At 35.4% G+C, this 25216-nt stretch carries 13 protein-coding genes; 4 read left to right on the top strand and 9 right to left on the bottom strand.

The annotated features are described in order from the left end of the window. Together FBFL15_RS04040 and FBFL15_RS04035 are read left to right on the top strand one after the other, a co-directional pair. Nucleotides 1–1410, top strand: coding sequence for a peptidylprolyl isomerase (locus tag FBFL15_RS04040; RefSeq protein ID WP_014083381.1), 1410 nt, complete (start codon nucleotides 1–3; stop codon nucleotides 1408–1410). 14 nt (nucleotides 1411–1424) lie between these two features. After that, nucleotides 1425–2378, top strand: a complete 954-nt coding sequence (locus FBFL15_RS04035; protein ID WP_014083380.1) for an AAA family ATPase — start codon at nucleotides 1425–1427, stop codon at nucleotides 2376–2378. Nucleotides 2379–2881: 503 nt separating this feature from the next. Here the strand turns inward: FBFL15_RS04035 and FBFL15_RS04030 are convergent. Then, nucleotides 2882–11146 (bottom strand): Ig-like domain-containing protein, encoded by an 8265-nt coding sequence (locus FBFL15_RS04030; RefSeq protein WP_044032140.1) that lies wholly within the window; start codon nucleotides 11144–11146, stop codon nucleotides 2882–2884. Between the two features lie 525 nt (nucleotides 11147–11671). On the opposite strand from FBFL15_RS04030, the gene FBFL15_RS04025 reads away from it, so the two are divergent. Both FBFL15_RS04025 and FBFL15_RS04020 read left to right on the top strand, forming a co-directional pair. Continuing rightward, a complete protein-coding gene (locus FBFL15_RS04025; protein WP_014083378.1) occupies nucleotides 11672–12124 on the top strand; it encodes a Fur family transcriptional regulator in 453 nt (150 codons plus the stop codon). Nucleotides 12125–12153: 29 nt separating this feature from the next. Continuing rightward, nucleotides 12154–13425, top strand: coding sequence for an adenylosuccinate synthase (locus FBFL15_RS04020; RefSeq protein ID WP_014083377.1), 1272 nt, complete (start codon nucleotides 12154–12156; stop codon nucleotides 13423–13425). Between the two features lie 182 nt (nucleotides 13426–13607). On the opposite strand, the gene FBFL15_RS04015 is transcribed toward FBFL15_RS04020, so the two are convergent. The 8 genes from FBFL15_RS04015 to nusG all read right to left on the bottom strand — a co-directional run bounded on the left by FBFL15_RS04015 (nucleotide 13608) and on the right by nusG (nucleotide 25214). Next, nucleotides 13608–13910 carry a DUF3467 domain-containing protein gene (locus FBFL15_RS04015; RefSeq protein WP_014083376.1) on the bottom strand — a complete coding sequence of 101 codons (303 nt, stop codon included), beginning with the start codon at nucleotides 13908–13910 and terminating at the stop codon, nucleotides 13608–13610. 4 nt (nucleotides 13911–13914) lie between these two features. Continuing rightward, a complete protein-coding gene (gene rpoC / locus FBFL15_RS04010) occupies nucleotides 13915–18228 on the bottom strand; it encodes a DNA-directed RNA polymerase subunit beta' (RefSeq protein WP_014083375.1) in 4314 nt (1437 codons plus the stop codon). 312 nt (nucleotides 18229–18540) lie between these two features. After that, complete coding sequence (gene rpoB / locus FBFL15_RS04005) at nucleotides 18541–22353, bottom strand: DNA-directed RNA polymerase subunit beta (protein ID WP_014083374.1); 3813 nt, start codon at nucleotides 22351–22353, stop codon at nucleotides 18541–18543. Between the two features lie 127 nt (nucleotides 22354–22480). Then, nucleotides 22481–22849, bottom strand: coding sequence for a 50S ribosomal protein L7/L12 (gene rplL, locus FBFL15_RS04000; RefSeq protein ID WP_014083373.1), 369 nt, complete (start codon nucleotides 22847–22849; stop codon nucleotides 22481–22483). Nucleotides 22850–22939: 90 nt separating this feature from the next. Then, nucleotides 22940–23434: a 50S ribosomal protein L10 gene (gene rplJ, locus FBFL15_RS03995; protein WP_014083372.1), complete on the bottom strand. Its 495-nt coding sequence runs from the start codon at nucleotides 23432–23434 to the stop codon at nucleotides 22940–22942. Nucleotides 23435–23456: 22 nt separating this feature from the next. Further along, a complete protein-coding gene (rplA, locus tag FBFL15_RS03990) occupies nucleotides 23457–24146 on the bottom strand; it encodes a 50S ribosomal protein L1 (protein ID WP_014083371.1) in 690 nt (229 codons plus the stop codon). Between the two features lie 13 nt (nucleotides 24147–24159). Continuing rightward, nucleotides 24160–24597 (bottom strand): 50S ribosomal protein L11, encoded by a 438-nt coding sequence (gene rplK, locus FBFL15_RS03985; protein ID WP_014083370.1) that lies wholly within the window; start codon nucleotides 24595–24597, stop codon nucleotides 24160–24162. A 65-nt stretch (nucleotides 24598–24662) separates the two neighbouring features. Next, nucleotides 24663–25214, bottom strand: coding sequence for a transcription termination/antitermination protein NusG (gene nusG, locus FBFL15_RS03980; RefSeq protein WP_014083369.1), 552 nt, complete (start codon nucleotides 25212–25214; stop codon nucleotides 24663–24665). Nucleotides 25215–25216: the final 2 nt, after the last annotated feature.

Genomic DNA, 25216 nt, shown 5'->3' with positions numbered 1-25216 from the left:
ATGAAATACTTAAAAAAAATTAAATTTACAACCTTTTGCCTGTTTTTATTGGCATTTACAATTGGACATGCTCAAGAAATTATCAAAGAAACTTCTGCAGTAATAAAAACAGATACAACCAAAAACAAAAAAAGAAAAGTAGATGGCATTGTTGCCAATGTGGGCGATTATATCATTTTAGATTCAGATATAGATAAAGCATTTATAGAAATTTCAAGTCAGGGCAACTCGATAAAAGACATTAGCCGTTGCCAAATGTTGGGCAAGTTGTTAGAAGACAAGCTATATGCCCATCAGGCCATTCAGGATAGTATTGTAGTATCTGATGCCGATGTGAAATTGATGATGGAAGAACGCATCAACTATATGGTAGAAAATGTTGGATCGATGGAAAAAGTATTAAAATACTATAAAAAAGACAGCGAAGAGGATTTTAAGTCCTATTTTTTTGATATTTTGAAAGAAAACAAATTGACTTCGGATATGCAAAAAAAGATTATTGATGGCGTAGAAATCACACCTGAAGAAGTGCGTACATTTTTTAAAAAAATCCCTCAAAACGAATTACCAATAATTGGAACTGAAGTAGAAGTTGCCCAAATAGTAGTTGCCCCAAAAGTGGCTCAAGAAGAAAAACAAGCTGTAATAGACAAACTCAAAGGGTTTAAAAAAGAAGTAATGGAAGGGGCTAGTTTTGCTACAAAAGCAGTACTTTATACACAAGACCCAGGATCGAGAGCCAATGGTGGTTTTTATAAAATGAATAGAAAAACACCATTTGTAAAAGAATTTAAAGATGTAGCATTTTCATTGGCCGAAGGCGAAATATCTGAACCATTTGAAACCGATTTTGGGTATCACATCATCATGGTCGAAAAAATAAAAGGTCAGGATGTAGAATTGCGTCACATTTTATTAACACCAAAAACGACACAAGCCTCATTAGACGAAGCAAAAGAGAAAATTAGTTTGATAAAAAAACGTATTGAGGACAAAGAAATTAGTTTTGCAGAAGCTGCAAGACAAATGTCTGACGAGAAAGAAACCCGTACCAACGGCGGACAATTGATAAACCCAAAAACACAAGACACTCGTTTTGACTTAACAAAAATGAATCCTACATTGTATGCAGATATTTCTAATTTGAAAACCAAAGAAATAACAATTCCATTAGTAGAAGAAGATCAAAAAGGTGGAAAAAAATACAAAATAATCACTATAACCAATAGAATTACTGAACACACGGCAGATTATGGTAAAGATTATATTAAAATAAAAGAATTGGCTTTGAAAGAAAAACAAATTAAAGCCATAGCCAAATGGATGGATAACAAAATAAAAGAAACGTATGTAAAAATCAATGCCGATTATCAGGATTGTGCCTTTACAAACAATTGGTTAAAAAAATAAAACATTAAAACAATATGTCAGACGTAAATGCCATTGAAAATTTAGTCCAAAAGAAAAATAATCTCAAAAAAGAAATTGCCAAAATCATCATTGGACAAGACATTGTTGTAGATCAGATTTTGTTGAGTATTTTTTCAGGAGGTCATGCCTTATTAGTAGGAGTGCCTGGATTGGCCAAAACATTAATGGTCAATACCATTTCAGAAGCTTTGGGTTTGCAATTTAAGCGCATTCAGTTTACACCTGATTTAATGCCTTCTGATATATTGGGAAGTGAAATTTTGGATGAAAATAGACAATTCAAATTTATTAAAGGCCCTATTTTTTCTAACATCATTTTAGCAGACGAAATCAATAGAACTCCTCCAAAAACTCAGGCTGCATTATTAGAAGCCATGCAAGAAAGGGCAGTAACTATTGCGGGGCAGCATTATAAATTAGATTTGCCATACTTTGTATTAGCAACTCAAAACCCAATAGAACAAGAAGGTACCTATCCTTTGCCAGAAGCTCAGTTGGATCGTTTTATGTTTTCGATTAAACTTGAATATCCAAGTTTTGAGGAAGAAGTTATGGTAGTAAAAAGCACAACTTCTGATGTTAGAATGACTGTAAACCCGTTGTTTACAGCACAAGAAATTATTGATTTTCAACAACTTATTCGTAGAGTTCCTGTGGCAGACAATGTTATTGAATATGCTGTAAAATTAGTTAGCAAAACCCGACCAGATTCCAATTTTGCTTCAGATTATATAAAAAATTATTTAGACTGGGGAGCTGGACCTAGAGCCTCGCAAAATTTGATTTTGGCTGCTAAAACGCATGCTGTTTTTAACGGCAAATTTTCGCCTGATAACGAAGATGTTAGAGCAGTTGCCAAAGGCATTTTACGACATCGAATTATTAAAAATTATAAAGCCGATGCCGAAGGAATTTCAGAAGAAATGATTATCGAAAAGTTATTTTAAAAGAAAAACGTTTTATTGAATAAATAAAACGTTTTTCTATTTATAACAAACTTAAATCGTTTTGAAATTGTAAAATATTATTATAGTAATTCAATAAATACATTAAAAAAATAATTAATTAATCTTTATTTTAATGTATTTACAAAAAAAATAAATTTATAGATATAAAATAAATTGTAAAATAATTATGTTTTATAAATATTTTTCAATCTTAAAAAAAATTAGATTTTTTTTAAAGCAATTTTACATAAAAAGTTTAATATCACGATCTTATATAAAAAAATTTAGAAAACATAATTAAAAGCATTACTACAGAATTAATTAAAGAATCATTTTATACATTTATTTGATATAATACCAAATATACATATAAAATAAAAAAAGGCTGCCCTATACATTTAGGACAGCCCTTTTTTTTACAATTATTACAAACCTCACCACTACCCTCTTATAATAAAAAGGGTAGTTTAGAAGTTTAATTCATTTCAATACGGCATATTAGGTTATTTTTTAATCACTTTAACCGTTTTAGATACGGTGTCGGCGGTTACTTCGACAAAATAAGTTCCTGCTGCATAACTCGATAAATCCAGTTGCGCTGTTGTAGCATTTGGATAAATCGAAATGACTTCTTGACCAATCATGTTTGTTACTTTTACTTTTGTAATGGCATTTGAATAATTCAAATGCAATACGTCAAATGTTGGGTTTGGATAATAAGTAAATGCTTTACTATCAAACGAATCATTTTTCAAAGTAACAGTAATTGTAACAGCAAGAGCCGTACTTGTACATGAGCCTACTGTTTGTGTTACATAATACGTAGTGTTATTTGCCAAAACTGTAGTTGTAGGTATGGCATTTGTTCCTGCTGCTGCATCGGCTGCAGAGGCATACCAATTTACTGTTGCACCAGAAAGCGTTGTAACCATGATGTCTGCAACAGTGTGTCCTTCTACAAATGTTTGTGTGGTGCTACCTGTTGGTGTAGCTACGTTGCAGCTAATGGTTAATACACCATTTACAAAAGTGCTGCCATCCCAAAATCCACCACCTGTTGTACTATATCCTCCGTAAACATAAGGAGCAGTTACTGATTGGAATCTGCTGGCAATATAATAAGTACCCGCTGGTAAAGATGCACCAATAGTAGCTTTATATTCGTCGTTACTAAAACCAGTATAAGCACTATTGTATGTAGCTGCTACCCAGTTTGTCCAAGTAGAAGGATCGGTATTAGTTGTTGAATATCCAATCCAAGCGGTGATGTTTGCACCTTGTCCTGTGCCTGGAGTAACTCCCGTTTTATACACTTGACCTGTTACAGTAACAGATTGTCCAACATTGATACTTGCTGTTCCTGGTGCTTGTAAATTTGCCCATTCTACCTGACAATTATTAATCACAATAGATCCCGTGGCTGTGGCCGTTCCACAGGCTCCTGAAGGAGTAATTGTGTAGTTGAATGTGCCTGTAGCTGTTGGTGTTCCAGAAATAGTTATCATGTTGTTAGCAAAAGTTGCACTCACACCCGCTGGTAATCCTGTAACTGTTGCCCCACTAGCACTTACGACATTATATTTAATATCGACAATTGCATTTGTCAAACAAATATTTTGTGCATTGGTACCTGTTGCAGAAGTCAATGTCAATGTAGTATTTGGTTTAACGACTATTGAGCCTAATGCAGCAACAGTTCCACATCCATTTGATGGTGTTAATGTGTAATCAAACGTTCCTGATTCCGTTGGTGTACCCGAAATAGTAAATACTCCATTTGCAAAAGCACCTGAAACTCCATTTGGCAATCCTGTAATACTAGCTCCAGTTGCATTACCAACCGTGTATTGAATATCAGTAATTGCTGAATTAATACAAAGTGTTTGCGCCTCTGTACCCGTGGCTGATGTCAATGTTAGCGTTGAAATTGGTTTTACAACAATTGAACCTGTGGCCGTAGCTGTACCACAACCTCCTGTAGGTGTAATAGTATAGTTGAATGTGCCTGAAGCCGTTGGGAAACCAGATATTGTAAACACACCATTAGCATACGATCCTGTTACACCGTCGGGCAATCCCGAAACAGTGGCTCCTGTTGCCGTAGTAATATCGTAAGTAATGTCTATAAGTGTTAAATTCAAACAGAAATTTTGTGCATTGGTACCTGTTGCAGAAGTCAATGTCAATGTAGTATTTGGTTTAACGACTATTGAGCCTAATGCAGCAACAGTTCCACATCCATTTGATGGTGTTAATATGTAATCAAACGTTCCTGATTCCGTTGGTGTACCCGAAATAGTAAATACTCCATTTGAATAAGTTCCTGTAACTCCATTTGGCAATCCTGTTATGCTAGCTCCAGTTGCATTACCAACCGTGTATTGAATATCAGTAATTGCTGAATTAATACAAAGTGTTTGCGCGTCTGTACCCGTGGCTGATGTCAATGTTAGCGTTGAAATTGGTTTTACAACAATTGAACCTGTGGCCGTAGCTGTACCACAACCTCCTGTAGGGGTAATAGTATAGTTGAATGTGCCTGAAGCCGTTGGGAAACCAGATATTGTAAACACACCATTAGCATACGATCCTGTTACACCGTCGGGCAATCCCGAAACAGTGGCTCCTGTTGCCGTAGTAATATCGTAAGTAATGTCTATAAGTGTTAAATTCAAACAGAAATTTTGTGCATTGGTACCTGTTGCAGAAGTCAATGTCAATGTAGTATTTGGTTTAACGACTATTGAGCCTAATGCAGCAACAGTTCCACATCCATTTGATGGTGTTAATATGTAATCAAACGTTCCTGATTCCGTTGGTGTTCCCGAAATAGTGAATACTCCACTAGCATAAGAACCTGTTACACCTGCAGGCAATCCTGTTACTGTAGCTCCAGTTGCTGTTGTGATATTGTATGTAATATCTGTCAAAGCTGTATCAATACAAACAGTTTGTGCCTCTGTTCCTGTAGCAGATGACAAAGTCAAAGTAGCGTTTGGTTTTACAACAATAGATCCTGTAGCAGTAGCCGTTCCACAACCTCCTGATGGAGTAATGGTATAATTGAATGTTCCAGATGCTGTTGGTGTTCCCGATATAGTAAATACTCCATTTGCATAAGAACCTGTTACACCATCTGGCAATCCTGTTACAGATGCTCCAGTAGCTGTTGTAATATTATAAGTAATATCCGAAAAAGCCGTATTTATACAAACGGTTTGAGCATCTGTTCCTGTTGCAGAAGTCAATGTCAATGTCGTATTTGGTTTAACGACTACCTCAACTGTTTTGGTTTTAGTACATGAATTGTTAGCTGTTGCAGTTGCAGTATATGTAGTTGTAACCGCCGATGTAGATTTTACATACACAGAAGAGGCGACAGTTCCAGTTGTATAAGGCGTTGTTGCAGTAGCATCTGTATATAAATTTGTAGCAGGCGACCATGTAATAGTTGATGGTAGCGCATTTGTAGCAACAAAAGTAGTATTTAATCTATTAACACTTGTACTTGGAGAAGGATTAGACTCCGCATAAGCATCACTAGACGCAACTGGCGTTGAAGTAACAGCATATAATACTGTATTACCCGTTGTAGCGGTATAATAAGTAGTAGCATTGTTTGTTGAATCTATACCAGTTTGTCTAATATCGACTACTATATTTGAAGTACCATCCCAAGTATAAGGGGTTTGAAATGTAATTGTATTTTCGCCAACTACATGATTATAAGTAGCCGTACTGAAAACAGTTGTCAAACCTGTTGTTACAAATGTACTCAAAGTGGTATTGGCAGTTGTACCTATTCTTAATTTAAAATCCGTAACATTAGTGGCACTTCCTTGCGTAGTTATATTAAACTTTAGAGCTGTTATGTTACCCGCATTAATACCTAAAGCGTTCAACTCTGCCGCAGTAAATACCATTTGCCCCCAATAATGATCAAATCTATTACAAAAAGCAGTAGGAAGAGAAGTGTTTCCTGATATTGTAGTTGCAGTTCCAACTGTTCTCGTTACAGTAGTATCTATTGGAGCAGCTTCTAATTTTTGAATAGTATCTACACATATTGAAGCAGAAGCTGGAGTAATTGCAATATCAGCAGGTACCGCATTTACAGTAACTGGAAAAGTAACTATATTATTACATGGTGTTGTACCTGTTGATTGTGAAGCATTTAAAGTATAAACTGTTGAAATTGTTGGGTTAAATGTCCAGCCTGTAGTACTATTGCCAGTTACACCAGTTGCAGGAGTCCAATTGTAAGTATCATAATCTGATGCTCCTGTACTAATAGTTATAGCCGATGAAGTACTACCAGAACAAATAGTTGTGCTATTTGTATTTAAAGTTAAAGTTGGTGGTGTAGTTACAGTTGCAACAACTGGAGTTCTACTAGAAGAACATGCAACTTGACCGTTAAACATTACATTAAATCTATTTGAAGACAATGTGTTGTTTGCTCCATTATATGAATATAAAACCGTATTACCCGTTGTTGCTGTATATCGTGTACTTGCACTAGAATAAAGATTAGCACCGTCTTGACTTACTTCAATAATAATATTTGAAGTACCATCCCAAGTAAATGGAGTAGTAAAATTAATAGTCTGCCACCCACTAGCTGTATGTGTATAAGTTGAAGGGCCATAACATGTTGTAAGGGTAGGTGTTGTAAAAGTAGTATTTGCAAATGAAGCTAATGTAGTTGTCCCTATTTTTACAGTATAATTTGGATTTGTAGCAGCATCCCCCAACGAGGTTACATAATATGCAATAGAGCTAATATCACCCGCATATAGACCTATTGCAGCTAATTCGGTAGCGGTATAAATCATTTGATATTTTGCACTTGTTCTATAATTATTAAATGCTGACAAATCTGTTCCTAATGTGTTTGTTCCCGTGCCTAATGTTACATTTCCAGCTGTACCTGTTTCTGCACCAGCATAATAAGTAGTAGTTGCAGCAATGTTTGGTGTAGTAAAAGTAGCTCCTGACCCTAGTGCAACACCACCAGTTTCAGCAGCATACCATTTCACAGTAGCACCTGAATTTGCTGTTGCTGCTAAACTTACTGTTCCTATACCACATCGTGTAGCTGGTGTAGTAGCAGTAATGCTATTTGCAAATGTAATTTGTACTGCTGTAGAAGAGCCTGTTGCTGGCCCTGTTGAGCATGTTACTTCACATTTATAATACAAAGGTAATGTTGGAGTTACTGTTAATGTAGCATTGGTTGCTCCCGTAATTGCAGTATATGTTGTTCCATCTGTTGATGATTTCCATTGGTAAGTAACACCAGACCCAGAAACGACATTTTCTAAACTTAAATTCACAGAAGTACCCAAGCATATAGAATTAACAGATGGAATTGTATTACCTGGCGTTGGTGTTCCGCTACAAGCATTAGAATCTGCAAAACTTAAAAATCCAGTATAATTAGCACTCAATACTGCCATATTAGATTTGGTATTTACTCCAGCTGTAGCAGTAGCTACAGAACCAAATACGTTATTATATTCTCCAGCAGCAGCAGATGCTTGAACAGGAATACTTGTTGCTAATATATTAGCATCCGTTAATCTTACATTTACATTTGTTACTGTTCCTGAAACAACGGGTGCTTCCCATCTTCTTCCTGTTGTCATGTTGATAATAGAAGCGTTTGACGTTCCAGTATTGCTATCAAATGCTTCAGCTTTCATTACGGTTACCGCTGTTGTTGCAGGTGCCAACTCTATTGGAGTATAAGCACTTTTCCCAACTGGGAACATGATAAAATTAGTGTTTGCATTTCCTGAAGCAATAGTTCTAGCAAAAGGACCTTTTACCATATTTGTAGCACTAGGAATACCTGAAAGTGTACCCGCAACAGATGCAGTTCCTAATTTTAATAAATTAGTATTTGTAGTATTTATTAAACCAGAAGTCATTGTTAAAGTACCGCTAATTGATAATGGAATATTCAATGTAACCCCCGTTGCATTTGAATTATTTACTGTTAAAGAACTTAAATTAGCAGTTTCTGCAGTAATTAAATTTCTAAAAACTCCAGAACCCGAAATAGTTTGAGTGTTATTTGATGCAACCGTAGCTGATCCATTATATAATCCTAAAGTTAAAGTAGTTCCATTTGTATATATACCATTATTAGTGATATTTCCAGGACATGTAATACTAGAGCCCACTTGTCTTAACTCACCAGATACAATATTTAAATTACCATTTAAATATGTAGTACCGTTATAAACCCAACGGTTTGTACCAGTAGTTCCAGCATTGATTTCTAAATTACCTAGACCATAAAGGTAAGATCCAGGATATAAATAATAGTAAAATCCATAAGTAGTATTTCCTCCATTATCATTAGAAATTCCATCACCAAATCGTAGTGTATGGTTTGCAGATGCCGAATTATATGCCCCTCCTTGAGATATTCTAAATACATAATCTGAACTAGATGTACTCGTATGTGGATCTACTATGGTTATTCTACCACCAGTTAAATTCAAATTAGCAACAGCAGATGCAATATGATTAAACAAATGAGTACCCGATGCAACAGAATTTGCAGTAACTCCAGCAGCATTTCCATCAACATTGATGTCGCCACCACTTTGATTTAAAGTTGCACCCACATTACCCAAATAATTACCATTAATGTTAAGCGTTCCTCCTGAAACTGTTAACGTTCCATTATTTGTAAAATTATTGTTATTATTAGTACAACCTACTTTTAGATCGCCTGATGCAATAGTTAATGTTCCTCCAGTAGTAATAGTAACTCCTTTAGATTCATTTGTTTCCGAATTAACCGTTACATTATGTCCTGAAGCAATAGTTACATTATCTGTGCAAGTTGGCAAAGTTCCTTTGTTCCAAGTTGTAGTTGCGTTCCAATTTCCACTTGCAGTAGAAACGAATGGAATATCAGAAGCAGCAATTCCAATGAATAAAGGCCCCGCTAATAAATCAGTTTGTGAAACACCTGTTCTTTGAGCACCTGGTGTATTTGTTCCGTTTTGATGTGTACCACTTATAGCAGCACTAGCAGCCATTACTCTTGCATTTCCATTTGATGGATATAGTGTATTTGGTGCTAATAATGCAACTAAATAAGATGATGATGAAACAGCAGTTCCTTCATTAGAAACTGTCCAATTTCCATTAAATCTTTCGGTAACGGTATAAGCACCATCAGCTACAGAAAGCCCCGTATTATTAGTAGTATCATCAGTGTAAACAACCGCTAACTCACCTGCCACTGCTCCAGTTGCATTGGTACGAGTGATATACATAGCTCTATTTAAACCCATTGGATTAATAAATGGATATCTAGATGTGCCATTTGACGGATCTGTTCCAGCTGTAAAAGAAGTTCCTGTTGCTCCTGTTGTCCACCATCTAGAAAATTTACCACCTGGCATTATTCCATTTGGTGCAGTAGCAGTCAGAGTATTTCCAGCGGCATAATTTCCAAAAATCATTTTATTGTTACCTAAATTCACTTTTGCATTTGTAAAAGTTAAATTATAAGCAACTTTTATGTTGTTAAACGACCAAATAATATTAGGTATTGCTGTACTAGTATTATTTAAAATTAAATTTCTAATTACATCAGCTGTATTAGTTGTTCCTGTTGAAATAACAGTACCTCCAAAAGTACCTGTTCCAGAAACGGTTTGGACAGCAGTCCCATTTAAAGTTAATGCACCAGCAGTTGTTGAACCAACAGAAACATCAATTCTACCATTATTGGTAATATTGCCTGCAACTATTAATGACTTTCCAGTTGTTCCATTAAACACATTTATTAAACCACCTGAATTTACTGTTAAATTCGCACCAACAGTAACAGAAGAAGCTGCAGAAGCATAAGCTAATGTACCCTCAACCGTTAAATTTTTGATTAAATTATTTACATTATCTGCTGTAACCACGTGTCCTGTGCTTACTTTTGCATTATCTAAACTTGTTGGTGCAAATCCAGCATCCCAAGTAGCACCCGCACTCCAGTTTCCTGTAGCAACAGATATAAAATCTCCAGGTGCTCTAGAAATTAATGAAATTTCATCAAGTGCTGCAGGTGGATTTACAATATCAGTACCGTCACTTTTCCAAGAAAAAATCAATCGGTACGTTGTTCCTGGTGTTCCTGATAAAATAATTGTTTCAGAATTCCATGCAGCATCATTTAATTTATACATACCGTTTGTAGCTCCTGGCCCACTTAAATTAGTTGCCCCACTAACAGCTGCAGTAGTAACTGGTGTTACTGTAGTAGTAGCAATAAAGACTTTCATATTATCATAATCTGAGGAGGTTGTTCCTTCTCCTTTAGCTTTCCATTTGAATTTTAAAGTTAAAATACTTTCACCCGCAGGTATCGTCACGTCTTTATAAATATGCGTATAAGTTGATAATTGTGAATATGTCCATGCAGTACCGCCATTAGCAGATACATAGCCACATTTTGTTCCAGCAGCAACTACTGGAGCTGTTCCAATTGCCCAACCATCCGTAGAAGCGTTTACAGCTGTCCAGCCGTTATCTGCAAAAGTACTTCCAAGTTCAAAGCCACCATCACCAGAGGGCGAAATTAAAGTAGTCTGTGCCTGTGAAGTCAAAAAAGTAAACAACGCAACAAACAACATTACAAACGAAAGCCAGGTTCGTTGCACTGATGGTGGCGCTGTGTTTTTTTGATTTGAAACATGTGTTGGCCCCGTGTCTATACGGAAAACAACCGAATCGTAATTGTTCTTCATAAATGAATGTATTTATTAGTAAAAAAATAGTTCATAAAATTAACACTTTTTTTGATACTAACAAAAAAAATACACTCTTTTTTTAAAATTTTAGCAAATAATCATTTTTTTTAGGTAATTGTTTAGTAATTTAGCATCTGCATTTATTGAAAAAATAACCTGTTTTGGGAGCTGTTTTTTTAATTTGAATTGAAAAAAAAATGTTTCTTACATTAGGTTAAATTCTATTTATTTTGCGTTAGTGATAGTAGTGGAAATCATTAAGAAGCTCCCCTACCCCCAAATGGAGGTGTTGTATTGCACGAATATAGTTTCTGAAAGTGGTAATCCAAAAAGATTATTTCACAATATTATATTTTTTTTGGAGCTCAATGAACGTTGTTTGAAACGGATTGCCCAACCCTTGGGGAACGACCAATATCGGTCAATGCTATTTGCTGTTTTATTTTGAATTTGGCTCTTAAAATTTAAAAAAAAGAAGTTAAGTTTTTTTAGTAAAAAAAATAAATTTATCTTTGCGAAATTATGACACAAATATCCGCAGATAACAGCAACAATCAAGAAATTGTAAAAAATGTATTTACAAAATATCTTGAAACCAAAGGACATCGAAAAACTCCTGAAAGATATGCTATACTTCAGGAAATTTACGACAATAATGAACATTTTGATGTAGAAAATTTATATATCAAAATGAAAAATAAGAATTATAGAGTTAGCAGGGCAACCTTATACAATACTATTGAGTTATTACTCGATTGTGGATTGGTTCGAAAACACCAGTTTGGACACAACCAAGCACATTATGAAAAATCCTATTTCGACAAACAACACGACCATGTTATCATGACAGATACGGGAGAAGTCTTTGAATTTTGCGACCCTCGAATTCAAAACATCAAGCAAACTATTGAAGAGATTTTTGGCATTGAAATTCAAACCCATTCTTTGTATTTTTACGGAACAAAAAGAAAATAATTACAAAACAAACAACACATTACAACAACATGACGATAGATTTATTATTAGGACTACAATGGGGCGATGAAGGCAAAGGTAAAATTGTCGATGTACTCACGTCAAAATACGATATTATTGCCCGATTTCAAGGTGGCCCAAATGCTGGGCACACGCTAGAATTTGATGGCATCAAACATGTTTTAAGAACTATCCCATCTGGAATTTTTCATGAAAACGCCATTAACATTATTGGCAATGGTGTGGTAATAGATCCCGTTGTTTTTCAAAAAGAAATAGAAGGTCTTGAAAAATTCCAGTTGAACATCCAAAAGAAATTGATTATTTCAAGAAAAGCCCACCTCATTTTGCCCACACACCGCTTGCTGGACGCCGCTTCGGAGGCATCAAAAGGAAAGGCAAAAATTGGCTCTACACTCAAAGGCATTGGCCCTACATATATGGACAAAACAGGAAGAAATGGTATTCGAGTAGGCGATATTGAATTAGCCGACTTTGAATCCCGCTACCGTAATTTGGCCGACAAGCACGAAGAAATGATCCAATTTTATGATGTGGATATTCAGTACAATTTGCCCGAAATGGAAAAAGAATTTTTTGAAGCCATCGAACAACTCAAAAAATTGACATTTATTGATAGTGAAGAATATTTGGCCAAAGCTCAAAAAGAAGGCAAATCCATCCTTTGCGAAGGTGCTCAAGGTTCGTTATTAGATGTTGATTTTGGAACTTATCCCTATGTTACCTCTTCAAATACAACGGCTGCTGGTGCTTGTACAGGATTGGGTATAGCTCCCAATAAAATCAAAGAAGTTTTTGGTATTTTTAAAGCCTATACTACTCGAGTGGGGAGTGGGCCTTTTCCAACCGAAGATTTTGAAGAAGCAGGAGATATTATGGCAAAAATTGGAAATGAATTTGGCTCTGTTACGGGTCGCAAACGCCGATGTGGATGGCTTGACTTGGTGGCTCTAAAATATGCCATTCAAGTTAATGGTGTAACACAACTGATGATGATGAAAGGCGATGTGCTTTCGGGTTTTGAAACCTTAAAAGTAGCCACGTCTTATAGTTATAAAGGCCAGGAAATCAGTCATTTGCCATATAATATTGAGCCTGAAAATGTTACACCTATTTACACCCATTTGAGTGGTTGGAAAGCCGATTTGACAAGTATGACAACTTACAACGAATTGCCATCAGAATTAAAATCCTATATAGCATTTATCGAAAACTATTTAGAAGTTCCAATAAAAGTAGTTTCTGTTGGACCTGATAGAAAACAAACAATAATCAAGTAAATTTCGTTTATAAAAACATAAAATCCTTTTAGCATTTGTTAAAAGGATTTTTTTTGCTATATATCATGATTTGCATTTTTTCCAAAATCTATGTCGCATTTTTCTGAATAAGTTATACCAAATATATTGATTTGAGTTTATTAAATAAAAAAACCCTCAATTTTGAGGGTTTTTTTGAAAATTTAAGCCTGACCTTTAGTTCCAAAATTCATTGGTACAGCTACATCGGCATCTTTAATTTCGCCATGTAGGGCTTCATATCGGTGTACGTTTTCTGCTAATGCTTTGATGAGGCGTTTAGCATGTTGAGGTGTTAATACTACTCTTGATTTTACCTTTGCTTTAGGTGCACCAGGCATAATACAAACAAAATCTACAACAAATTCTGACGATGAATGATTGATAATTGCTAAATTTGAATAAACTCCTTCGGCAATTTTTTCGTCGAGTTCTATGTTAATTTGACCTTCTTGATTTTCGTTCATTGATTTATCTTATAAAACTAAATTCATCTTTTTTTATCATCATATCATTGTAATCATCTCTAGAACCTACAATAATATTATCATATTCTCTCATACCAGTACCAGCAGGGATTCTGTGTCCAACAATCACGTTTTCTTTCAAACCTTCAAGTAAATCTACTTTTCCAGCCACAGCAGCTTCATTCAAAACTTTAGTCGTTTCTTGGAAAGATGCAGCAGAAATAAATGACTTGGTTTGAAGAGAGGCTCTTGTAATACCTTGCAAAACAGGTGTTGCAGTAGCCGTAATCACATCACGAGCCACCACAAGGTTTTGATCATTCCTTTTTAACAAAGAGTTTTCATCTCTCAATTGTCGAGAAGTAATAATCTGTCCTGGTTTTAAATGAGAGGAATGTCCTGCATCTTCTACCACTTTCATACCATACAATTTGTCATTTTCGTAAATAAAATCTTTAGTATGAATCAATTGATCTTCAAGGAACAAAGTATCGCCTGGATCTTGTACTCTTACTTTTCGCATCATTTGACGTATCACAACTTCAAAGTGTTTGTCGTTGATTTTTACCCCTTGCAAACGGTACACTTCTTGAATTTCGTTTACCAAATATTGTTGAACTGCAGCTGGCCCTTGAATTCTTAAAATATCTTCTGGAGTAATAGCGCCGTCCGACAAAGGAACCCCTGCACGAACGAAGTCATTCTCTTGAACTAATATTTGACTAGACAATTTAACCAAATATTTACGGACATCTCCGAATTTAGATTCTATAATAATTTCACGATTGCCACGTTTGATTTTACCAAATGTAACCACTCCATCAATTTCAGAAACTACGGCAGGGTTTGAAGGATTACGAGCTTCTAACAACTCGGTAATTCTTGGTAAACCTCCTGTAATATCGCCTGATTTTGAAGAACGACGAGGGATTTTTACTAAAATCTTGCCCGATTTGATTTTTTCTCCATCTTCTACCATCAAGTGGGCTCCAACAGGCAAGTTGTACGAACGTATTAATTCGCCATCTTTTCCATAAACCAATAAAGTTGGGATTAATTTTTTATTTCTAGCCTCAGAAATTACTTTTTCTTGGAAACCAGTTTGCTCATCTATTTCAACTTGGAAAGTTTGTCCTTGTTCTAAATCTTCGTAAGCAATTTTTCCTGTAAATTCAGAAATAATTACCCCATTATATGGATCCCATTTACAAATCAACTCTCCTTTTGACACAATCTGACCATCAATAACATTGATACTCGATCCGTAAGGAATGTTATGAGTACTCAATAAAATACCCGTTCTTTCGTCTATTAATTTCAATTCTGTTGAACGAGATACCACAATATCTACTTCATTACCTTCTAAATCTTCGCCTTTTACAGTTTTCAAATCTTCAATTTCCAATCGACCAGGGAATTTAGCCAAAATACTTGACTCTTCAGAAATACCTCCAGCAACCCCACCTACGTGGAAAGTACGGAGTGTTAACTGTGTACCTGGTTCACCAATAGATTGTGCGGCAATTACACCAACAGCTTCTCCTCTTTGTGTCATTTTGCCCGTAGCCAAGTTTCGACCATAACATTTAGCACAAATACCTTTTGTGGCTTCACAAGTTAATGGCGAACGTACTTCTACTTTTTCAATTGGCGAAGCATCAATAGCTTTTACAATAGATTCGGTAATTTGTTCACCAGCATGTACTAAAATTTCAGACGTTAATGGATTGATAACATCTTGCAATGCCACACGTCCAAGGATTCTTTCTCCTAAAGATTCAACAATTTCTTCGTTTTTCTTCAAAGCTGAAACTTCTATACCTCTCAAAGTACCACAATCTACCAAATTAACAATGACGTCTTGAGATACATCATGTAATCTTCTTGTCAAGTAACCTGCATCGGCAGTTTTAAGTGCCGTATCGGCAAGACCTTTACGAGCACCGTGTGTAGAAATGAAATATTCCAAGATAGAAAGCCCTTCTTTAAAGTTAGAAAGAATCGGGTTTTCGATAATTTCTCCACCTCCAGCTGTTGATTTTTTTGGTTTTGCCATCAAACCACGCATACCTGTCAATTGTCGAATTTGTTCTTTTGAACCCCTCGCTCCAGAATCAAGCATCATGTACACCGAGTTAAATCCTTGTTGATCCTCTCTAATGTTTTTCATGGCCAATTCTGTCAATTGAGCATTGGCAGATGTCCAAATGTCAATAACTTGATTGTAACGTTCGTTGTTGGTAATTAAACCCATATTATAATTTGCAGAAATACCTTCCACTTGCTCTCTAGCATCTGCAATTAATTTTGTTTTTTGCTCAGGAATTCTAATATCCCCAAGAGAGAAAGACAAACCTCCTTTGAAAGCAAATTTGTATCCCATATCTTTCATGTTATCTAAGAAAGCAGCCGTTGTAGGAACATCCGTAACACTTAAAATGTGTCCGATAATATCTCTTAAATTCTTTTTGGTTAATACATCATTTATATATCCTGCTGCTTGTGGTACTACTTCATTAAATAATACACGACCTGCAGTAGTTTGAATGATTTTGTAAACCAACTCTCCGTTTTCATTAAAATCTTTGGCTCTAATTTTGATTCGAGCATTCAATTCCAATTTGCCTTCGTTTAAAGCAATATTGACTTCTTCGGCAGAATAAAAAGTTAAATCTTGTCCTAAAATGATATGATCTGGAGTAGATAAACGTTCTTTGGTCATATAATACAGACCCAATACCATGTCCTGAGAAGGTACAGTAATTGGAGCTCCATTAGCTGGATTCAATATATTGTGTGAAGCTAATAATAACAATTGAGCCTCCAATATTGCCTCTGGTCCTAATGGTAAATGAACCGCCATTTGGTCACCATCAAAATCTGCGTTGAAAGCCGTACACACTAAAGGGTGTAGCTGGATGGCTTTTCCTTCGATTAATTTGGGTTGAAACGCTTGAATACCTAAACGGTGCAAAGTAGGAGCACGATTCAGTAATACGGGGTGTCCTTTGATTACATTTTCAAGAATGTCCCAAACTACAGGCTCTTTTTTGTCAATTATTTTTTTGGCCGATTTTACGGTTTTTACAATACCTCTTTCAATCAATTTACGGATTACAAAAGGTTTGTATAATTCAGATGCCATATCTTTTGGGATACCACATTCAAATAATTTTAACTCAGGTCCCACAACAATTACCGAACGAGCAGAATAATCCACACGTTTTCCAAGTAAGTTTTGACGGAAACGCCCTTGTTTTCCTTTTAAGGAATCCGATAACGATTTTAATGGTCTGTTGGACTCCGTTTTTACTGCAGAAGCTTTACGAGTATTATCGAAAAGAGAATCTACAGATTCTTGTAACATACGTTTTTCGTTTCTCAAGATTACTTCTGGAGCTTTAATCTCCATCAGTCTTTTCAAACGGTTGTTACGTATAATCACACGACGGTATAAATCATTCAAATCTGAAGTAGCAAAACGACCACCATCTAAAGGTACAAGCGGACGTAATTCTGGCGGAATAACTGGAACAACTCTCATAATCATCCATTCAGGACGATTTTCACGGTTCAAGTTAGATTCACGGAAAGATTCCACTACTTGTAATCTTTTCAAAGCCTCTGTTTTACGTTGTTTAGACGTTTCGTTATTGGCACTATGTCTTAAACTATACGATAATTCGTCAAGGTCTATACGAGCCAATAAATCCATAATACATTCTGCACCCATTTTGGCGATGAATTTATTAGGATCAAAATCGTCTAAATACTGATTATCAGCAGGTAAGGTATCTAAAATATTCAAATACTCTTCTTCTGTTAAAAAATCCAAACGTTGAACAGATTCCCCTTCTGGATTTTTAGCAATACCAGCTTGGATTACTACATATCTTTCGTAGTAAATAATCATATCTAATTTCTTAGATGGCAATCCAAGGATATAACCTATTTTATTTGGCAAAGATCGGAAATACCAAATATGAGCAATAGGCACCACTAAATTGATGTGCCCTACCCTATCTCTTCGCACTTTTTTCTCGGTAACTTCTACTCCACATCGGTCGCAAATGATCCCTTTATATCTTATTCTTTTATATTTTCCGCAAGCACATTCAAAATCTTTTACAGGTCCAAATATTCTTTCGCAAAAAAGTCCATCACGCTCTGGTTTATGAGTTCTGTAATTGATGGTTTCAGGCTTTAAAACCTCGCCTCTTGATTCGGCCAAAATAGACTCTGGAGAAGCTAAACCTATCGAAATCTTATTAAACCTTTTTACTTGATTTTTGTCTTTATTATTTCTATTATTCATCATAGTTTTTACTATTGATTTATTTGCAATTAAAAAATTGATTTTTATTCATGTTAAAAGTTAGTTGGCTTATATTCAAAAAACCCAATTGTATTGATGGCCACCACCCCCCACAACTGATAACATTAATATACCTCGAGTTACTTCTCTAAACTTCAAAAGATTTTTTTTGAAGTGCTAGTTATAAAAACAATTCGTTTTTATAAAAAATCGGAACGGTTTACGGGTAAAAATCCTTAAAAAACTTATTCATAATTTGTTTTAAGTTTCAAGTTTCAGGCTACGATTTGAAACCTGAAACTTGAAAACAAAAAACTATTCTTCTAATCTAATATCTAAACCGAGACCTTTTAATTCGTGCATCAATACGTTGAAGGATTCAGGCAAACCAGGTTCTGGCATGGTTTCTCCTTTCACTATCGCTTCATAAGTTTTGGCTCTACCAATAACGTCATCAGATTTTACAGTTAAGATTTCTCTTAAAGTACTCGAAGCACCATAAGCCTCAAGTGCCCAAACCTCCATCTCTCCAAAACGCTGACCACCAAACTGTGCTTTACCACCCAATGGTTGCTGTGTGATTAATGAATATGGTCCAATAGATCTGGCGTGCATTTTATCATCTACCATGTGTCCGAGTTTCAACATATAAATCACACCAACTGTAGCACGTTGATTAAATCGTTCACCAGTACCACCGTCATACAAATAAGTATGCCCAAAACGTGGTATTCCAGCTTCGTCTGTCAAAGCATTAATTTGATCCAATGAAGCTCCATCAAAAATTGGTGTAGCAAATTTTCTTCCCAAATTCATACCTGCCCAACCCAAAACGGTTTCATAAATTTGACCAATGTTCATACGAGAAGGTACCCCAAGTGGATTCAAAACAATATCAACAGGAGTTCCGTCTTCTAAGAAAGGCATATCTTCATGTCGAACAATTCTGGCTACAATACCTTTGTTTCCGTGACGTCCAGCCATTTTATCCCCCACTTTCAACTTACGTTTTTTAGCAATATAAACTTTGGCCAATTTCAAAATTCCAGCTGGTAATTCATCTCCAACAGTAATTGTAAATTTTTCTCTTCTTAAAGCACCTTGTAAGTCGTTTAATTTAATTTTATAGTTATGAATCAAATCATTAACCATTTTGTTTGTAGCCTCATCTGCAACCCATTGTCCTTTACTTAAATGAGCAAAATCTTCCACTGCATACAGCATTTTTTGAGTATATTTTTTGCCTTTTGGCAATACTTCTTCACCCAAATCATTCATTACCCCTTGCGAAGTTCTTCCATTGACAATGTTGAAAAGTTTTTCAATTAATTTGTCTTTCAATTCCACAAATTTAGTTTCAAACTCCATTTCTAAAGCACCCAAAGCATCTTTGTCTTGAGACCGTTTGCGTTTGTCTTTTACAGCTTTTGCAAATAATTTTTTATCCAAAACTACACCGTGCAACGATGGTGAGGCTTTTAACGAAGCATCTTTTACGTCTCCTGCTTTATCACCAAAAATGGCACGAAGCAATTTCTCTTCTGGCGTAGGATCTGACTCTCCTTTTGGAGTAATTTTTCCGATTAGAATGTCACCAGGTTTAACCTCTGCACCAATTCTAATCATCCCATTTTCGTCCAAATCTTTAGTAGCTTCTTCAGAAACGTTTGGAATATCATTAGTTAATTCTTCATTACCTAATTTAGTATCTCTAACCTCTAATGAATAATCATCCACATGTATAGAAGTAAAAATATCATCACGAACTACCTTTTCAGAAATTACAATCGCATCCTCAAAGTTGTACCCTTTCCATGGCATAAAGGCTACTTTAAGGTTTCTACCTAAAGCTAACTCGCCATTTTGAGTAGCATATCCTTCAGATAGTACTTGCCCAGGAATAACCCTATCGCCTTTTCTAACAATAGGTTTCAAGTTGATACTTGTACCTTGATTTGTTTTTCTAAATTTAATTAAGTTATACGTTTTCTCGTCTGCATCAAAGCTAACCATTCGCTCTTCGTCCGTACGATCGTATTTTATAGTAATAATATTGGCATCAACATACTCTACTGTTCCATGACCTTCTGCATTAATTAAAACTCTAGAATCTGAAGCCACTTGACGCTCTAATCCAGTACCCACAATAGGCGCTTCTGGTCGCAACAATGGAACAGCTTGACGCATCATGTTAGATCCCATCAAGGCACGGTTCGCATCATCATGTTCCAAGAAAGGAATTAAAGATGCAGAAATCGACGCAATTTGATTTGGAGCTACATCCGTATAATGTACCGCAGATGGCTCAATAACAGGAAAATCTCCCTCTTGACGTGCAATAACATTATCGGCCGTAATGGTTCCGTTATCGTCCATAGCAATATTCGCTTGAGCAATAAGCATTCCTTCCTCCTCTTCAGCACTCAAATACACAGGAGTGGCCTCTAAATCTACTACACCATGTGTTACTTTTCTATAAGGTGTTTCAATGAAACCCATACCGTTTACTTTTGCATAAACACCCAAAGAAGAAATCAAACCAATATTTGGCCCTTCAGGAGTTTCGATAGGACATAAACGACCATAATGGGTATAATGAACGTCACGAACCTCAAAAACAGCTCTTTCTCTAGAAAGTCCACCAGGTCCAAGAGCAGACAACCTTCTTTTGTGCGTAATTTCAGCTAATGGATTCGTTTGATCCATAAATTGCGACAACTGATTGGTACCAAAGAAAGAATTGATAACAGAAGATAATGTTTTAGCATTAATCAAGTCGATAGGTGTAAATACCTCGTTATCTCTAACGTTCATTCTTTCTCTAATCGTTCTAGCCATTCTAGCTAAACCTACCCCAAACTGTTGAGACAATTGTTCACCAACCGTTCTCACTCGTCGGTTTGATAAGTGATCTATATCATCAATCTCTGCTTTAGAATTGATCAATTCAATCAAATATTTAACAATAGTAATGATATCCTCCTTTGTAAGCACTTGCTTTTCCATAGGAGTATCAAGACCTAATTTTTTGTTTATTCTATAACGACCAACTTCACCTAAATTGTACCGTTGTTCCGAAAAGAATAATTTATCTATAATGCCACGAGCCGTTTCTTCATCAGGTGGTTCTGCATTACGCAACTGACGGTAAATGTGCTCTACAGCCTCTTTTTCTGAATTTGTAGGGTCTTTTTGTAACGTATTATGAATGATAGAATAATCTACTAAATTATTATCTTCTTTATGTAACAAAATAGATTTAACATTAGAATCGATGATTTCCTCTACATTATCTTTATCGATAATGGTATCTCTATCCAAAATAATTTCATTACGCTCGATAGAAACAACTTCACCAGTATCTTCATCAACAAAATCTTCGTGCCAAGTGTTCAAAACACGAGCCGCTAATTTCCTTCCAATGTATTTTTTTAAACTTGTTTTAGAAACTTTGATTTCTTCAGCAAGATCAAAAATTTCGAGAATATCTTTATCTCTTTCAAAACCAATCGCTCTAAAAAGCGTGGTAACAGGTAATTTTTTCTTTCTATCAATATAAGCATACATTACACTATTGATATCGGTAGAAAATTCTATCCAAGAACCTTTAAAAGGAATCACTCTGGCAGAATATAGTTTAGTTCCATTAGCATGGAAAGATTGACCAAAGAACACCCCTGGCGATCTATGTAATTGAGAAACCACCACACGTTCAGCACCATTAATAACAAAAGTACCACTAGGTGTCATATAAGGAATAGTTCCCAAATATACATCTTGAACAATAGTTTCAAAATCCTCATGTTCAGGATCCGTACAATATAATTTCAATCTAGCTTTCAAAGGCACACTATAAGTAAGCCCTCTTTCAATACATTCTTGAATGGTATAACGAGGTGGATCTACAAAATAATCAAGGAATTCCAATACAAAGTTATTTCTAGTATCTGTTATTGGAAAATTTTCCATGAAGGTATTATAAAGGCCTTCGTTGCCTCTTTCGTCTGATTTAGTTTCTAATTGAAAAAAATCTTTAAACGACTTAACCTGAACATCAAGAAAATCTGGATAGTCAGGAATATTTTTGGTAGAGGCAAAATTCAATCTTTCAGTCTGATTTGTTATCATCAATGGACAAAATTTTGATTAAAAAAAAGTATAAATAAAACGTATAAATTTATTATACGAAAAATGGTTTAGGCCATTGAGTGTCTATACCCAAGGCCTAAACCTAGTTCTTCAATTAAAGAAAAGCTTATTTAAGCTCTACAGAAGCTCCAGCTTCTTCTAAAGCTTTCTTAAGCCCTTCAGCTTCTTCTTTAGAAACACCTTCTTTTACGTTGCTTGGTGCGCTATCTACAACATCTTTAGCTTCTTTCAATCCTAAACCAGTAAGTTCTTTTACCAATTTAACAACAGCTAATTTAGAAGCACCAGCTTCTTTTAATACTACTGTAAATTCTGTTTGAGCTTCTTCAGCAACTGCATCTCCACCAGCAGCTACCACTACTGCTGCAGCAGCAGGCTCAATTCCGTAATCGTCTTTTAATATTGTTGCTAATTCGTTAACTTCTTTTACAGTAAGATTAACTAATTGTTCTGCGAATTGTTTCAAATCTGCCATTTTTTCTATCGTTTTAAAATGATTTGTAAAATATAATTTATTATTGTGCGCAAAATTTATTGCACTTAATTCCAACTAAATACAGTTGAATTAAGCAACCTCTTCGTCTTTGAATTGGTTTTGAAGAGCCGAAATAACTCTTTGTGCTGGCGATTGAAGCAATCCGATGATTTCTCCAATAACCTCTTCTTTAGATTTAAGCGAAGCTAATGTGTCTAACAAATTGTCTCCAATATAAACCTCAGAATTGATATAAGCCCCTTTTAAAATAGGCTTTTCAGATTTTTTACGAAAATCTTTAATAATTTTTGCAGGTGCATTAGCTACCTCTGCAAGAAAAATTGAAGTATTACCAGATAATGTTTCAGGTAATTGTCCGTAATCATTTTCAGAAGCCTCCATTGCTTTTGCAAGCAAAGTGTTTTTAACAACTTCAAGTTTAATACCCGCTTTATAACAAGCTCTTCTTAAATTAGAAGTAGTTTCTGCATTTAGTCCAGAAATATCTGCTAGATACACAATATTTGAACCGGCTAACTGTGCAGTTAAATTTTCAATCGCGATTGATTTTTCTTCTCTAGTCATACTAAAAGTTTTTAACTACAAATTATACTGCTTTTGGATCCAAAGCAATTGCTGGACTCATGGTGCTAGTTAAATGGATACTTTTGATATAAGTTCCTTTAGCGGCAGTTGGTTTAAGTTTGATTAATGTTTGAATAATTTCGTGAGCGTTATCTACAATTTTGTCTGCATCAAAAGAAATTCTTCCAATACCAGCATGTACGATACCCGTTTTATCAACTTTAAAGTCGATTTTACCCGCTTTCACTTCTTGAACAGCTTTACCAATTTCCATAGTTACTGTACCTGTTTTTGGGTTTGGCATTAAACCTCTTGGTCCTAAAATACGACCCAAAGGACCTAATTTACCCATTACAGCTGGCATAGTGATAATAACATCAACATCTGTCCAACCATCTTTTATTTTTTGTAAATAGTCATCTAAACCTACAAAATCCGCCCCAGCAGCTTTTGCTTCAGCTTCTTTATCTGGAGTTACAAGAGCTAAAACTCTTACATCTTTTCCAGTACCATGTGGTAATGCTACTACACCTCTAACCATTTGATTCGCTTTTCTTGGATCTACACCCAAACGTACTGCGATATCAACAGACTCATCAAATTTTGCCGAAGCAACCACTTTTATTAATGCTGCTGCATCTTTCAAAGTGTATAATTTGTTCTTTTCAATTTTTGAAGCAGCCTCTTTTTGCTTTTTTGTCAATTTTGCCATGTCTTTCTTTTAATTAAAAAGGAGCATCTCCTGATACAGTTATACCCATAGATCTAGCCGTTCCAGCAACCATACTCATTGCTTTTTCTATTGTAAAAGCGTTTAAGTCTGGCATTTTATCTTCAGCGATTGCTCTAATTTGTTCCCAAGTAACACTAGCTACTTTTCTTCTATTTGGTTCTCCAGAACCAGATTTAAGCTTTGCAGCTTCCATTAATTGAACGGCTGCAGGAGGAGTTTTTACAACAAAATCAAATGATTTGTCTTTATACACAGTAATTTGTACTGGGCATACTTTGCCAGGTTTATCTTGAGTTCTAGCATTAAATTGCTTACAAAACTCCATGATGTTTACCCCAGCAGCTCCTAAAGCAGGTCCAACCGGTGGCGACGGATTCGCAGCACCTCCCTTAACTTGTAGTTTAACTACTTTACTAATTTCTTTAGCCATTTTTTTAAAATTTAAAAACAATAATCAATGGAAGCGATTATTGAAGACATTATGTGTAACAAATATTATACTTTTTCTACTTGCGTAAAACTCAATTCCAATGGTGTTTTTCTTCCGAATATTTTTACCATTACTTCTAATTTACGCTTTTCATCATTGATGTGTTCTACGGTTCCATTAAAACCATTAAATGGTCCATCAATTACTTTTACTGTTTCACCAAATGTAAATGGAATGTGTTGAGACTCTGTACTAACAGACAGTTCGTCCACTTTGCCTAACATTCTATTTACTTCAGACAACCTTAAAGGTACAGGATCGCCGTTTTTAGTTTCACCTAAAAACCCAATAACACTTGTAATAGATTTGATGATATGAGGAATTTCGCCTGTTAAATTGGCTTCGATCATAATGTATCCAGGGAAATAAACTTTTTCTTTTGTGGTTTTTTTACCATCTTTTACAGATACTACTTTTTCAGAGGGTACCAATACTTGCGATACGTAATCTTGAATACCAAGACGAGTTACTTCGGTATCTATATAAGCTTTAACTTTATTTTCTTGTCCGCTAACAGCTCTTACTACATACCATTTTCTTACATTATTATCTGTCATCA

Source organism: Flavobacterium branchiophilum FL-15, from assembly GCF_000253275.1.
GTDB classification, from domain to species: Bacteria; Bacteroidota; Bacteroidia; order Flavobacteriales; family Flavobacteriaceae; genus Flavobacterium; species Flavobacterium branchiophilum.
Note: the sequence above shows the minus strand (reverse complement) of the source record. Positions and strands in the feature narration are given on the sequence as shown.

Coding starts and splice junctions, on each gene's coding strand:
- rpoB (WP_014083374.1), bottom strand. CDS start 22,353: ATGATAACAAATCAGACTGAAAGATTGAATTTTGCCTCTACCAAAAAT.
- nusG (WP_014083369.1), bottom strand. CDS start 25,214: ATGACAGATAATAATGTAAGAAAATGGTATGTAGTAAGAGCTGTTAGC.
- FBFL15_RS04040 (WP_014083381.1), top strand. CDS start 1: ATGAAATACTTAAAAAAAATTAAATTTACAACCTTTTGCCTGTTTTTA.
- FBFL15_RS04030 (WP_044032140.1), bottom strand. CDS start 11,146: ATGAAGAACAATTACGATTCGGTTGTTTTCCGTATAGACACGGGGCCA.
- rplL (WP_014083373.1), bottom strand. CDS start 22,849: ATGGCAGATTTGAAACAATTCGCAGAACAATTAGTTAATCTTACTGTA.
- FBFL15_RS04020 (WP_014083377.1), top strand. CDS start 12,154: ATGACGATAGATTTATTATTAGGACTACAATGGGGCGATGAAGGCAAA.
- rplA (WP_014083371.1), bottom strand. CDS start 24,146: ATGGCAAAATTGACAAAAAAGCAAAAAGAGGCTGCTTCAAAAATTGAA.
- rpoC (WP_014083375.1), bottom strand. CDS start 18,228: ATGATGAATAATAGAAATAATAAAGACAAAAATCAAGTAAAAAGGTTT.
- rplJ (WP_014083372.1), bottom strand. CDS start 23,434: ATGACTAGAGAAGAAAAATCAATCGCGATTGAAAATTTAACTGCACAG.
- FBFL15_RS04035 (WP_014083380.1), top strand. CDS start 1,425: ATGTCAGACGTAAATGCCATTGAAAATTTAGTCCAAAAGAAAAATAAT.
- FBFL15_RS04015 (WP_014083376.1), bottom strand. CDS start 13,910: ATGAACGAAAATCAAGAAGGTCAAATTAACATAGAACTCGACGAAAAA.
- rplK (WP_014083370.1), bottom strand. CDS start 24,597: ATGGCTAAAGAAATTAGTAAAGTAGTTAAACTACAAGTTAAGGGAGGT.
- FBFL15_RS04025 (WP_014083378.1), top strand. CDS start 11,672: ATGACACAAATATCCGCAGATAACAGCAACAATCAAGAAATTGTAAAA.